The organism is Stutzerimonas stutzeri, from assembly GCF_038561965.1.
Taxonomy (GTDB): domain Bacteria; phylum Pseudomonadota; class Gammaproteobacteria; order Pseudomonadales; family Pseudomonadaceae; genus Stutzerimonas; species Stutzerimonas stutzeri_AA.
In genome coordinates this window covers 2,697,431-2,709,437 of record NZ_CP139348.1, presented here as the reverse complement: position 1 = coordinate 2,709,437, position 12,007 = coordinate 2,697,431, and the positions used below count along the sequence as shown (strand labels likewise).

13 protein-coding genes and 1 riboswitch are annotated in these 12,007 nt (G+C 65.7%); of the genes, 1 reads left to right on the top strand and 12 read right to left on the bottom strand.

Annotated elements, in window-relative coordinates; all coding sequences use genetic code 11:
* Window positions 1-13: 13 nt before the first annotated feature.
* Window positions 14-1,378: a type III glutamate--ammonia ligase gene (gene glnT / locus SM130_RS12205; protein WP_102825780.1), complete on the bottom strand. Its 1,365-nt coding sequence runs from the start codon at window positions 1,376-1,378 to the stop codon at window positions 14-16.
* Window positions 1,379-1,520: 142 nt separating this feature from the next.
* Between glnT and SM130_RS12200 the strand changes: the two genes are divergently transcribed.
* Window positions 1,521-2,543, top strand: coding sequence for an alpha/beta fold hydrolase (locus SM130_RS12200; protein ID WP_102825781.1), 1,023 nt, complete (start codon window positions 1,521-1,523; stop codon window positions 2,541-2,543).
* Window positions 2,544-2,546: 3 nt separating this feature from the next.
* Here the strand turns inward: SM130_RS12200 and SM130_RS12195 are convergent, their stop codons facing one another.
* From SM130_RS12195 to SM130_RS12145, 11 genes are read right to left on the bottom strand one after another with little or no spacing between them, the layout of a single operon-like run.
* Complete coding sequence (locus SM130_RS12195; protein WP_181019275.1) at window positions 2,547-3,386, bottom strand: ABC transporter ATP-binding protein; 840 nt, start codon at window positions 3,384-3,386, stop codon at window positions 2,547-2,549.
* 2 nt (window positions 3,387-3,388) lie between these two features.
* Window positions 3,389-4,261, bottom strand: a complete 873-nt coding sequence (locus SM130_RS12190; RefSeq protein WP_256044902.1) for an ABC transporter permease — start codon at window positions 4,259-4,261, stop codon at window positions 3,389-3,391.
* Window positions 4,258-5,067, bottom strand: coding sequence for a hypothetical protein (locus SM130_RS12185; protein WP_102825783.1), 810 nt, complete (start codon window positions 5,065-5,067; stop codon window positions 4,258-4,260). Before SM130_RS12185 ends, SM130_RS12190 begins: the two co-directional genes overlap by 4 nt.
* Window positions 5,064-5,843, bottom strand: coding sequence for an N-acyl homoserine lactonase family protein (locus SM130_RS12180; protein ID WP_102825784.1), 780 nt, complete (start codon window positions 5,841-5,843; stop codon window positions 5,064-5,066). Before SM130_RS12180 ends, SM130_RS12185 begins: the two co-directional genes overlap by 4 nt.
* Entirely contained in the window at window positions 5,840-6,493 is a 654-nt protein-coding gene (locus tag SM130_RS12175) for a cysteine hydrolase family protein (protein WP_102825785.1), read from the bottom strand. The genes SM130_RS12180 and SM130_RS12175 overlap by 4 nt, the downstream gene beginning before the upstream one ends.
* Window positions 6,490-7,251 (bottom strand): creatininase, encoded by a 762-nt coding sequence (locus SM130_RS12170; RefSeq protein WP_102825786.1) that lies wholly within the window; start codon window positions 7,249-7,251, stop codon window positions 6,490-6,492. Before SM130_RS12170 ends, SM130_RS12175 begins: the two co-directional genes overlap by 4 nt.
* Entirely contained in the window at window positions 7,248-8,132 is an 885-nt protein-coding gene (locus SM130_RS12165) for a DMT family transporter (RefSeq protein ID WP_102825787.1), read from the bottom strand. Before SM130_RS12165 ends, SM130_RS12170 begins: the two co-directional genes overlap by 4 nt.
* Entirely contained in the window at window positions 8,129-8,887 is a 759-nt protein-coding gene (locus tag SM130_RS12160; RefSeq protein ID WP_102825788.1) for an SDR family NAD(P)-dependent oxidoreductase, read from the bottom strand. Before SM130_RS12160 ends, SM130_RS12165 begins: the two co-directional genes overlap by 4 nt.
* Window positions 8,887-9,675, bottom strand: coding sequence for an SDR family NAD(P)-dependent oxidoreductase (locus tag SM130_RS12155; RefSeq protein WP_102825789.1), 789 nt, complete (start codon window positions 9,673-9,675; stop codon window positions 8,887-8,889). Before SM130_RS12155 ends, SM130_RS12160 begins: the two co-directional genes overlap by 1 nt.
* 1 nt (window position 9,676) lies before the next feature.
* Window positions 9,677-10,699 (bottom strand): fatty acid desaturase family protein, encoded by a 1,023-nt coding sequence (locus SM130_RS12150; RefSeq protein WP_102825790.1) that lies wholly within the window; start codon window positions 10,697-10,699, stop codon window positions 9,677-9,679.
* Between the two features lie 44 nt (window positions 10,700-10,743).
* On the bottom strand, window positions 10,744-11,745 hold the full coding sequence (locus tag SM130_RS12145; protein WP_102825791.1) for an ABC transporter substrate-binding protein: 1,002 nt from the start codon (window positions 11,743-11,745) through the stop codon (window positions 10,744-10,746).
* Between the two features lie 48 nt (window positions 11,746-11,793).
* Window positions 11,794-11,896, bottom strand: a riboswitch (guanidine-I (ykkC/yxkD leader).
* Window positions 11,897-12,007 lie beyond the last annotated feature (111 nt).

Here is a 12,007-nt window from a genome sequence, read left to right as displayed (position 1 = left end):
CGGTACTCCCTGTTCAGAAGAATTTCAGATAACGCTGGATTTCCCAGTCGGAAACATGGGTGTGGTAGGCATTCCATTCGTCGCGTTTGAAGTCGACGAAGGCCTGGTACATCGCATCGCCGAATACCTGGCGTGACAGCGGGTCGGCCTCGAAGGCGTCGATGGCTTCGGAGAGGGTGCGCGGCAGGGTTTCGATACCCATCTGCACCACTTCCTGTTCGCTATAGTGGTACATGTTTTCGCGGTGCGGCTGGCCGGGATCGAGCTTGTCACGGACGCCTTCGAGGCCGGCGGCAAGGATCATCGCGGCGCCGAGATAAGGGTTGCAGCCGATATCCGCGGCGCGGCATTCGACTCGCGCGCCCTGGGACGGGATGCGCAGCATGTTGGTGCGGTTGTTGTTGCCGTAGCAGCAGAACACCGGCGCCCAGGTCGAGCCGGACATGGCGCCCTTGCGGATCAGCCGCTTGTAGCTGTTGACCGTCGGCGCGATGACGGCGCAGATCGCCTTGGCGTGCTTCAGCATGCCAGCGATGAAGTGGTAGGCCAGCGGGGTCACGCCGCAACCGTAGGTGTCCTCGCCGTCGACTTCGAACAGGTTCTTGCCGGTTTCGATGTCGGCCAGCGACATGTTGTAGTGCGCGCCGCTGCCGGTGCGGTTGGCCGAGGGCTTGGGCATGAAAGTGGCGAAGGCACCGTGCTTGCGGGCGATTTCGTTGGCCATCATGCGAAAGAAGACGAAACGGTCGGCCATGCCTAGGGCATCGGTGTATTTGAAGTCTGTTTCGAACTGGCCGTTGGCGTCCTCGTGGTCAAAGGAATAGACACCCCAACCCATCTCGTTCATGGCCTGCACCAGCTCGTCGATGATGGGCAGGTTGTCCATTAGCAGGCGCGGGTCGTAGCACGGCTTGGCCATGTCGTCGCGCTCGGAAATCGGTGCAAAGCCGCCGTCTGGCGTGTCCTTGAACAGGAAGAACTCGGTCTCGATACCCAGGTTGAAGGTGTAGCCAAGTTTGGCAGCGGCTTCGGTCTGACGCTTGAGAATGCCGCGCGAGCAGGCTTCGAAGGGCTTGCCGTCCAGATAGAGATCGCTGGCGAACCAGGCCAGATCGCGGTTCCAGCTGCACTGGGTGGCGGTCGCCGGGTCGGGCATGGCAGCCACTTCGTTGTCACTGATCTCTTGCGGCACACCGTCCAGCGCCGCACCGGTGTAGAGCTCGGAGCCGCGCAGCATTTGACCGAGGTGGGCGAGGGGGACGAACTTGCCCTTGATCACGCCGTGGAGGTCGACGTAACTGGCCATCGCGTACTTGACGCCCTTGTCTTGCAACTGCTGTTTCAGCTCCTCGACGGAGGAGAGGGGAAAGCTGGTCATCTGCTTGCGCTCCTTGGAGTCATCAGTGGCGGCCGGGGCCGCTGGCACGATTCCTTCATCCAATATACATGCCAGCGTGTATAGAAGCGGGCCGTCGCTGGTGCTGCCTTGCACCCGTTTAGCCGATGCCGGAGTCATGCAGATGCTTGAAATAAAAAGGGAAAAGAAGTTTTTCGCGCTGGGCGAAATGCGCCTGGAAAACGGTGAGCGCCTGCGCAATGCGCGCCTTTGCTATCAGGTGGTGGGTACGCCGAACCGCGCGCGGGACAACCTGGTGCTGATTCCGAGCTACTACGGCGGCACACATTGGGGCAGCCTGCCCCTGCTTGGTGCGGACGGGCCGCTGGCGAGTGGTGATTATTGTGTGGTGTTGACCAACCTGTTCGGTGCCGGCTGGTCGACATCGCCGAGCAATGCCGCACCTGGGCAGGCCGCCGCGGACTTTCCGCAGGTCAGCCTGCTGGACAACGTCAGGGCGCAGAAGACGCTGCTCGACCGGCTATACGGTGACGACTGGCAGCTTGCCCTGGTGACAGGCTGGTCCATGGGCGGCATGCAGACGCTGTTCTGGGCGATGGCCTATCCCGAGCGGGTGCGCGCCATTCTGCCGTTCTGCTGCACGGCGCACTGCTGGCCGCACAATCAGGTATTTCTCGAGGGTGTAAAGGCGGCGCTCTGCGCCGACGCCGCTTGGCTGGGTGGTCGCTACAGCGTGCCGCCGGAACGCGGCCTGCGCGCCTTCGGCCGTGCCTATGCCGGCTGGGCTTATTCGCAGGCTTTCTATCGTCATGAGCTGTGGCGCGAGCTGGGTTTCCAGAGCATCGACGAGCTGCTCGATTACTGGGAGCAGGATCATCTGGAGCAGGATGCCAACGACCTGCTCTGCGTGCTGCACAGCTGGCAGTCGGCCGACCCAGCCCGCTGTTTCGGCACAGACTCGCTGGCCGAAGCGCTGTGCCGCATTCGCGCACGGGCCATCCTCATGCCCGGCAGCACAGACCTGTATTTCACCGTCGAGGACGCGCGCCACGAGGCCTCGCTGATTCCGGGTGCCGAGCTGCGGGTGCTCGAATCGGACTGGGGCCATTGTGCCGGCGGACCAGGCCGCAGCGCGGCGGCCATGCAGCAGGTGTTCGCAGCGATGGCCGAGCTGCTCGGCCGTTAGCCTTCAGCCGGCCACGGCACTGAGTTTGGCCAGCTGCTCGAGGTCGGTCTGCATGCCGGAGGTTTCGCGGATGCGCGCGAGGATCTCGCGCTTGAGTGCGGTGAATTCCGGCGCGAGCTTCATGTCCTGGTTGCGCTGGGCCGGCAGTGGCACGTCATAGATCGAGTCGATGCGCCCAGGGCGTGGCGCCATCAGCACGATGCGACTGCCGAGATAGATGGCTTCCTCGACGTCGTGGGTGACGAACAGGATGGTGCTCTTTTCCAGCCGGTGCACATGCCGGATCAGGTCGTGCATCACCTCACGGGTCTGCGCATCCAGCGCGCCGAAGGGCTCATCCATCAGCAGCGTCGCCGGTTTGGGCAGCAGGGCGCGCGCAATGGCAACGCGCTGCTGCATGCCGCCGGAGAGCTGGCTGGGATAGGCATCGGCGAAGCGCGTCAGGCCCATCAGGTTGAGCAGGGCGTCGGCGCGGCCGGCGGCCGATTCCACGTCGCCGTCATGGCGCACGGTGTCGCCGATCACCTTGAGCTGGCGGCAAAACTTGATGTTCTGCATCACCGTCAGCCAGGGATAGAGGCTGTAGTGCTGGAAGACCATGGCGCGGTCGACGCCGGGGCCGTCGATGGGCTTGCTGTCGAGCAGGATCTCGCCGTGGCTCAGTGTTTCCAGCCCGGCAATGATGCGCAGCAGGGTGGACTTGCCACAGCCTGACGCGCCGACAAAGGTGACGAACTCGTTGGGCTGGATATCCAGATCAATCGACTGCAGCGCCTGCACCTCGCGCTGCTCGCTGATGAAGGTCTTGCCGACCTGGCGGATTCGAATCTTGGTATCGGACATGGTCATTTCCTCATCCAGGGGAAGGCGCGGCGGTGCAACCAGCGGAAGGCCTGGTCGGTGAGCAGACCGATCAGGCCGATCAGCAGGATGCCGGCGAAGATCTTGTCGGTGTGCATGTAGCGCTGCGCCTTGAGGATGGCGTAACCGAGGCCGGAATTGGCCGCGACCAGTTCGGCCACCACCAGGTAGGTCCAGGCCCAGCCGCAGGTGATACGCAGGGTGTCGAGCAGCGCCGGTTTGGCTGACGGCAGGATCACCAGCTTGACGATCTCGCCGCGGTTGGCGCCCATGGTCTGCGCCGCCTCGATCTGCGCCATGGGCACCCGCCGCACGTCTTCGGCGACCATCAGCACCATCTGGAAGAACGTGCCGATGAAGATGATCAGCACCTTCGAGCCCTCGTCGATACCGACCCAGAGCATCACCAGCGGAATGAAGGCCACCGCCGGCATGTAGCGAATGAAGTCGGTGAGCGGTTCGAGAAAGGCCTGCACCGGCCGGTAGGTGCCGATATACAGCCCCAGCGGCAGGGCAAGCAGCGCCGAGGCGCCGAAGCCTGCCATCACCCGCCAGACGCTGATGCCGATGTCAGCCAGCAGCCCCTCGCTGGTCGACCAGCGGCCGATGCGTTCGAGCACGGCGCCGGGGCTGGGCATGAACATTGGGTCGGCGAGGCCCAGGGCTGTCCACAGCCACCAGACGACGAAGGGCAGGCTAAGCCCGGCGCCGGTCAGCAGCCAGGCGCTGCGTCGGGATATCTCGCCGCGAATGCGCCAGAAGCCGCTTTTGCGAACGGCCTGTGCAGTCGCTGCAGCGGGCTTTTCCCGGCTCGGTCGCTCGATGCTGGGCGTGGCGATGGTGATCTGCGCAGTCATGCGGACACCTCCTGGGGCGTGCTGGAAACGGGATGCTCGGCACGCTGCCAGCCGCCGCTCGGCGCATAGCGGCCCAGTCGTGCCAGGTCTTCCTTGGGCAGGCTGGCCGGATTGGCGAAGCGCCAATAGCTGGACAGCAGCGCGTCACCGACACGACCCGGTAGCGTCGAATGGCTGATCTGCCAGGGCGTGGCACCGTTGCGATGGCGGCCGAAGGAGAGTTCGAACGCCAGCAGCTGCGGCCGCAGGGCGGGATCAACGGCGCCCAGTTCGTCGCGCAGGTGCTTGCCGCCCGCTGAAAGGGGCAGCGGACGATCGGCGGCGAACAGGAAGTAGTCGCCGGCTACCAGCAGGCAGGCCTGGCGCGAGGGCTCACCGGCAGCGCGCAGCCACAGGCCCCAGTTGGCGCCAGCGGATTCGGGCAGGCGTTGCCAGATTTCGTGGTAGCTGCCGTCCAGCCCGTCTTCCAGCAAGCGCTCCGGGGTTTCGAAGTGCATCAGGCCGATATCCGCCGGCCCGCCCGGTGGCTGAAAGTCGATCAGCCGATGCCACTGGCAGATATTGCCGTTGACCTCGGTGACGCCGGCGAAGCCCGCCTGTTCGGCCAGCGCCAGCTGCTGGGTGTGGCTGCAGGTTTCCAGCGAGGCGGCCGGCGGCAGCGCTTGCGGCCGTGGCAGGCGCAGGTCGGCGTGCAGGCTGGCGGTTTGCAGCCAGTACACCTCGCTGGTTTCGTCACGCAAGCCGGCCGTGGTGGTCAGCAGGCGCCGGCGCCACACGCCGAGATAGGCATCGGGAACGGTCTTCATGCGTGGTACTCCGGAAAGCGTTTGAGGGTGCGCCAGAAGGCCATGTCGTGATTCGGCCAAATCGCGGCGTCGGTCTCGGCGGCGGTTGCCTTGAGTTTGCGAATGCTGGCCAGCGCCAGGTCTTCGCGGTCCTGCCAGCAGAGGCCGGGCGCGACTTCGTCGACCAGGTTCTCGCTCAGGTCCGCAGCGTCCCCGGCGAGAATCAGCTTGCCGTGCGGCAGTTCGATCAGCAGCGACATGTGGCCGGCGGTGTGGCCAGGTGTATTTATGGCGCGCAGTCCGGGCAGCAGCTCGTATTCGTCGTGCTGCAGCGTCCAGTGATGCTCGCCAGCAAAGTCATCGGCGAAGTAGGCGTCGTCCGCCTGGGCGCGGGCGGCGGCGAGTTCCGCTTCGTGCACATGCACGTCGCAGCCGCACAGTTCGCACAGGCCGCCGGCGTGATCGAAATGCAGATGGCTGAGGAACACCAGGTCGATATCCGCGGGTGAAAGCCCGTGTCGGGCGAGCTGGGCGGGCAGGCGTTGCTCCTCGGTCATCTCGGGCGGACCCATGGGAAATTCCACGGGGTCGAACCAGCGCGCACGCCGTTGCGGATCGCTGAGCTTGGTGTAGTCGCAGCCGACATCGAACAGCACGCGGCCCTGTCGGGTTTCGATAAGGAAGGCGAGGATCGGCGCGTCGATCAGCGTGCCCTGGCCGCGATTGCGGGTGGAAATCGACTTGTCGTAGCGATGCGTGGCGGTTAGCAGCGGCCAGAGCTTCAGCACATCGGTCATGCCGCACGCTCCAGGCGCCGGAGCAGGCTGGGGCTGTCGGTCACGCTGCCGAACAGCCCGCCTTCGACTTCGATCATCGCCAGCGCGGCGGCGTGCAGTTGTGGGTCGGACGAGGCGCAGGCATCGCTGACGGTCAGGCAGTCGAGGCCAAGGTCGATGGCCTGACGCAGCGTCGAAGACACGCAGACCTCGGTGGTGACGCCGGTCAGGATCAGTTGCTCGATGCCGCGACGGCGCAGGATCAGTTCGAGATCGGTGTGGGCGAAGGCGCTGTAGCCGGGTTTGTCGATCACCGGCTCGCCGGCGCGCGGCTGCAATTCGTCGATCAGGTCGTGGCCGAACTCGCCACGCACCAGCAGGCGGCCGAGCGGACCGGAACTGCCGATGGGCGCGCCGCTCGCTTCGGCACGGCGGCGTTTGGGGTCGGGCAGGTCGGAAAGATCCGGACGATGCCCCTCGCGGGTGTGCACGACCAGCATGCCCAGCCCGCGGGCGCGATCCAGCAGCGCCTGGAGCGCCGGGATCGGTGCGCGCAGGCGGCTGACGTCCATGCCGGCCTGGTCGGCGTAGCCGCCCAGGGCGCAGAAGTCGCGCTGCATGTCGATCACCAGCAGCGCCGTGCGCCCGGGGTTCAGGCTCGTCAGGCTCACAGCGCGAACTCCCTGCAAACCGCCGTGGCGATGCCGTCGACGATGTCGTCGGCCAGCCGCCGGCCTTTCGCCGCGCTGGAGCCTTTGGCCGAGGACAGCACGCCGGAAGGCGGCACCCACTCGGTGCGGGTGGGATACATGTCGTAGGGCGGGAAGTCCGCCGGGGCGTCATCTGGAATCTTCTCCAGGGCCACCAGTTGTGGGTGGAAGTGCAGCATCAGCGAAGTTTCGATCACCGCGGCATGCTCCAGGGCGAAACCGGGAAAGCCGTCGGGGAAGACGTCAGTGAGGGTCTGCTCGCGGCAGAAGTCCCAGTGTTCCAGGCGCATCACTTCCAGGCCGGCGCCCGGTCCGAGGTCGCGCAGCGCCAGCTGGATGCCCTCGGCGACGAACCACTGATTTTCGTAATGGCCGAGCACCAGCACCAGGCGGCGCACGCCGTGGCGGTGGAACTCCCGCACGGCGTCGCGCACCAGCGCGCTCAGGGTCGCGCCATCCAGGCTGGTGGTGCCGCAGAAATGCTGCCCGCCGCCGCATTTGGGCTGCGACTTGTAGCCGTAGGAAAGAGCCGGCGCGACCAGCCCGCCGACACGCGTCGCCACTTCGGCGCTGATGGCGCTGGCCAGCAGCGCATCGGTGCCCAGCGGCAGGTGCGGGCCATGCTGCTCGGTAGCGCCGCAGGGCAGGAAGACCACGGCGCCTTCACCGATGCGACGTTCGTAATCGACCCAGCTCAGTTGATCCATGTGCACGGTCATGCGCAGGTGCTCCTAGTCGCGATGGGGAGGGGACGTTCCGGCCAGCCGGCGATCAGCGCGGCAGTGGTAATCAGGGCGGCGCCGAGCCATTCGTTCGGACCGATGGCATGGCTGCCGAACCAGGCCGACGAGAGCACCGCGGCGATCAACTCGAACACAACCAGCACCGCGGCGCGGCCGGCTTCCAGATGAGTGAGGCCGTACTGCACGGCAGCCATGCTGATCAGCCAGCCAAGGGCGAGCAGGGCGATCTGCCAGGTCAGGGTTAGATCCAGCGGTGGTAGCGACTGACGAAACAGCAGGCAGAACAGTCCGCCGAGCAGGGCGCTGCCGATGAAACTGACCAACGCCTTGCTCGCCAGCGGCACCCGGTCAGCAGCGCGGGTGGCCAGGTTGTTGAGGCTGAAGGCGAGGCCGGCAGAAAGTGCCAGCCAGTCGTTGGCACCTGGCGCGTCCAGAGCTTCGCCGGTGATGCCGAGGGTCAGCCCAATGCCCAGCATCGCCAGCCCCAGGGCGAACAGCCGCGCGCCGCTGAAGCGTTCGCCCAGCAGCAGCCAGCCGCCGACCATCGCCCACACCGGCGCCAGGTAGAACAGCAGCATCACCCGCACCACGTTGCCTTCGGCCAGGGCGGTGACCAGCGCCGCGGTGGCCCAGCCGCCGCACAGGCCCATGGTGAGTACCTGGCGATACTGGCTCGCCCACTGCCGGCGCTGCTGCCAGAGCACCGGCAGCGCCAGCAGGCTGAGCAGCGAATAGGTCAGCAGCACCAGCGGCATACCGGCCAGGCCACGGGCGGCAAAGAACTGCAACGGCAGCCAGCCCAGGCCCCACATGATGGCGCCGCCGATCAGCATGCCCTGTGGCAGCAGACTGTTCATGCGCCCATCCAGGAGCCGCCATTGGGCCCGAGCAGCTGTCCGGTGAAATAGCTCGCCTGCGGCGAAAGCAGGAAGACGATGGCCGCCGCGACTTCCTCCGGCGTACCCAGGCGCGCCATGGGGATCGCCAGCTCCTTGGCCATCCACTCGTCACTCATGTGCTCCGCGCTGACCATCGCCGTGGCGATGGGGCCGGGGGCGACGCCATTGACGCGGATGCCATCGGTGGCGAATTCGCGCGCCAGCGAACGGGTCAGGCCGATCACCCCGGCCTTGGCCGTGCAGTAGGCGACGTACTGTTCGCGGCCGAGAAAGCCGAGGTCCGAGGCGACGTTGACGATGGCGCCAGTGCGCCGCGGCTGCATCTGCGCCAGCGCATGGCGACAGCAGCGGTAGACGCCGCCCAGGTCGACGCCCAGCAGCATTGCCCAGTCCGCCTCGCTGGTTTGCAGAAAGGGCTTTTCCAGGATCACCCCGGCGTTGTTGACGAGCAGACCCAGCGGTCCCTGCGCCTCGATGGTCTCGAACATTGCCGCGACCGCGGCCGGATCGCTGACATCGGCCTCGATGGCGCAGGCGTCGCCACCATTGGCGGTGATCTGCTCGACCAATTGGTTCGCCAGATCTTGCTGGCCGCGATGGTTGATCCATACGTGTGCGCCCTCGGCTGCAAGCGCAAGGGCGGTGGCGCGGCCGATACCGGTCGCTGCGCCAGTGATCAGCGCGGTCTGGCCTGCGAAGCGTTTGCTGGCCATCAGTGCATCACCTCGCCATGGCTGACCGACAGCGCCTGGCCGGTCAGGGCGGCGGCCAGTGGCGAGCCGAGAAAGAGGAAGGTGCCGCCCAGGTCAGCCGGCGTCAGCAGTTCCGGGATGGCCTGGTTGGCGAGGATCGCCGCCAGCTCGGCGCTGTCGCTGCGGCCGTTGGCGTCCGCCATCACCTGCAGCGAGCGCATGGCCGCATCGGTGCCGATCCAGCCGGGGCACACCGCGTTCACCCGGATGCGCCGCGGGCCCAGCTCCCAGGCCAGCGAACGGGTCAGGCCGACCACCGCGTGCTTGCTGGCGACATAGGCGGAAAAGCCCGGCACGCCTTTCAGACCCCAGATGGAGGCCTGGTTGATCACGCTGGCGCCGGCGCGCAGGCGTGGCAGCAATGCGCGGGTCAGGCGCTGCATGGAACCGACGTTGTTCTCCAGCAGGGTCGACCAGCGCTGGTCGGCCTCGAAGCTGCACTCGCCCAGCGGCGTGGCGTACTCGACACCAGCGTTGTTGATCAGCACATCGGCGTTGAGGCCGCGGCAGGCGAGGTCATCGGCATACTGCTGCACCGCCTGCCGATCGCCCAGGTCCAGTGCGGTGCAGTGCAGCGGCGTCTCGCCAGCGAGTTCGTCAGCGAGCCGGGCGAGGGCGTCGGCGTCACGGTCGAGCAGCTCCAGGGTGGCGCCGGCAGCGGCGAAGCTCTGCGCCAGGCCCCGGCCGATGCCCCCGGCGGCGCCGGTGATGACCACGCAGCGGCCTCGGTAATCCAGTGCCTTGTGCATGTCACACCGCCGTCAGGAAGGAGACGCCGACGGCGCCGTAGAAGTTGTCGGCCTTGTGCGGCCCTTCGCTGACCACGCCGTAGTCATCGTCCAGCACGCGGCGCACGCGGTAGCGGTGGAAACTGCCGAGCAGCTTGCGCATCGGAATCACCTGGTTGTAAGTGCTGCCGTACAGCTCGGCGTGCAGCTTGGGCAGGCGATACCAGGGCGCTACCGGTTTCTCGTGGTGGGCGTTGTGGAAGGAGAAATTGAGCAGCAGCAGGTTCAGCGCCGGCCAGCGTTCCGATACCACGTTGCTGTAGGTGTTCTGTTGCTCGTAGCTGCGGTCGCGGCGCTTGTCCTCCGGCAGCTTGGCGCCGTCCTCCAGCACGGCGAAGGCCTCGTAGGTGTGCTGATAGGCATCGGCGAAACGCAGCACGCTGAGCATGATCATCCAGGCCACGGCGTAGAGCAGCACGGCCTTCAGCGAAAGCACCGCGAGCCCGGCAAAAAGCAGCGTGCGAATGGCCAGCACCGCGGCGACCTTGCCACGGCGGGCGCGGTGCTTGTCGTTGTCGGTGATGAAGGGTAGGGCGATCACGTAGAAATGCATGATCAGCTCCACCGCCGGCACATAGGCCCATTCCAGCGCCAGTACCAGTTTCTGGATCCACACGGGGCGCGCCTTGAGAAAGGCCTTGCTGTCAAAAGTGATCACGTCGGCTCGGTCGACGTGATGGCGCATGTGTTTCTTGCGCAGGTCCTGGAACTCGGCGTAGCAGCTGCCGCACAACCAACTGCAGACGTTGCCGGCCCATTCGTTGTGCTTGGGCACGCTGAAGATCGCGCCATGGGCGAATTCGTGAATCAGGTAAGCGGCGATGATCATGCCGTGGGCCAGCAGCAGTGTGCCCAATGCGTTCAGCCAGCCATTCGGGGCGAACAGCAGGGCCAGCCCGCCACCGTAGGCGAGCACGGTGTAGAGGATCGCCAGGGTGTTGGGCAGGCGGCCATCGGCATAGCGGTACAGAGGTTTTGCGTTCATGGTCTTCTCCAGCACAGGCGGGCAACTGCCCGCCGGGCATCGGCTTACTGGGCGAGCGCTTCGGTGAACTGGGCGTCGTAGGTCTTGCTGAAGTCCGGGATGGTCGGAATCTGCCCGTTGTCCTTGAGCAACTTGGCGATGATTGCGCCGCTGCCATGGAATGAATGGGTGTCATCGCCAGGTGTGAAGCTCTTGCTCATCTCGGCGAGGGGGATGTTGTAGGCGCCGGCCATCTGCTCGACGGCCTCTTCGGCGCTGACCCCGAGCACCTCGCCGATGATCTTGGCCGACTCCTCGGGGTGCGCCTGCATGTAGGCCAGGCCGTCCAGGTAGCCCTGGATCATCGCCTTGATGGCAGCGGGCTTCTTGGCGATCACCGCCTCGTCGAAGACCAGTACGTCGGTGATCAGCCCCGGTGCGTCCTTGGAGGAATAAACCACCTTGAACTTGTCGCCACCGCCCATGGAGAGGATTTGCGAGACGTTGGGTTCGTAGGTCACGCCAATCGGCAGGTTGCCCGAGGCCATGGCGCCGGGAATGCCTTCCGGGGTCATGTTGACGGCGTTGATGTCCTTGTCACTCATGCCGTTATGCTGCAGCGCATAGGCCAGCAGAAAGTCCGATGGCGAGAGTGGGTTGAAGCCGACCTTCTTGCCCTTGAAGTCGGCAAAGGACTGGATCGAGGCGTCGGCGACGATGGCATCGCCACCGTTGGAGAAGTCGATGGGCATCACCACGCGATGCTTGAGGCCCTTGGCGACCGAGGCCACCACCTGGTCGTAGGTGAGCATGCCGCCGTCCAGCGCGCGGCTGAGCATGGCGGTGGGGATCAGCGCCGGGTCGTTGAAAAACTGCAGGTCCACGTCCAGGCCGTGGGGCTTGAACAGGTCCTTCTTGTCGGCGACGTAGAAGGGGCCGTAACCGGCCCAGACCACAGTGCCGATCTTCAGCTTCTCGGCAGCCTGGCTGGCCAGCGGTGAAAACAATGTCGCGACGGCCAGGCCGGCGGCGAGAAGGGTCTTGTTCAGCGAGCGCAGTGTGGACATGGTGTGATTTCCCTACACATTGGAATGACAGGCACGGGATGACATCGCGTCTCCCGGGCTTTTATCCCTCCGTGTAGTCCCGTCCCTGGGACCGGAGAACTCTCGGACCAGCGCCCACTCCCTGTGAGCCGGAACCCTAGTTCTCCTTGAAGCTGCTCCTGTGTTTGTGCCAAGCGTCATGAGCGCCGGTGGCGACTCATCCCGTTCACTGGAGATACAGCAGGTTGCGTGCCAGCTGCGCTGCTCGAAGCAAAAGCGTCGC

Bases quoted from the DNA above. Each gene is read 5' to 3' on its own strand.
- glnT (WP_102825780.1), bottom strand. From the start codon at position 1,378: ATGACCAGCTTTCCCCTCTCCTCCGTCGAGGAGCTGAAACAGCAGTTG.
- SM130_RS12200 (WP_102825781.1), top strand. From the start codon at position 1,521: ATGCTTGAAATAAAAAGGGAAAAGAAGTTTTTCGCGCTGGGCGAAATG.
- SM130_RS12195 (WP_181019275.1), bottom strand. From the start codon at position 3,386: ATGTCCGATACCAAGATTCGAATCCGCCAGGTCGGCAAGACCTTCATC.
- SM130_RS12190 (WP_256044902.1), bottom strand. From the start codon at position 4,261: ATGACTGCGCAGATCACCATCGCCACGCCCAGCATCGAGCGACCGAGC.
- SM130_RS12185 (WP_102825783.1), bottom strand. From the start codon at position 5,067: ATGAAGACCGTTCCCGATGCCTATCTCGGCGTGTGGCGCCGGCGCCTG.
- SM130_RS12180 (WP_102825784.1), bottom strand. From the start codon at position 5,843: ATGACCGATGTGCTGAAGCTCTGGCCGCTGCTAACCGCCACGCATCGC.
- SM130_RS12170 (WP_102825786.1), bottom strand. From the start codon at position 7,251: ATGACCGTGCACATGGATCAACTGAGCTGGGTCGATTACGAACGTCGC.
- SM130_RS12165 (WP_102825787.1), bottom strand. From the start codon at position 8,132: ATGAACAGTCTGCTGCCACAGGGCATGCTGATCGGCGGCGCCATCATG.
- SM130_RS12160 (WP_102825788.1), bottom strand. From the start codon at position 8,887: ATGGCCAGCAAACGCTTCGCAGGCCAGACCGCGCTGATCACTGGCGCA.
- SM130_RS12155 (WP_102825789.1), bottom strand. From the start codon at position 9,675: ATGCACAAGGCACTGGATTACCGAGGCCGCTGCGTGGTCATCACCGGC.
- SM130_RS12150 (WP_102825790.1), bottom strand. From the start codon at position 10,699: ATGAACGCAAAACCTCTGTACCGCTATGCCGATGGCCGCCTGCCCAAC.
- SM130_RS12145 (WP_102825791.1), bottom strand. From the start codon at position 11,745: ATGTCCACACTGCGCTCGCTGAACAAGACCCTTCTCGCCGCCGGCCTG.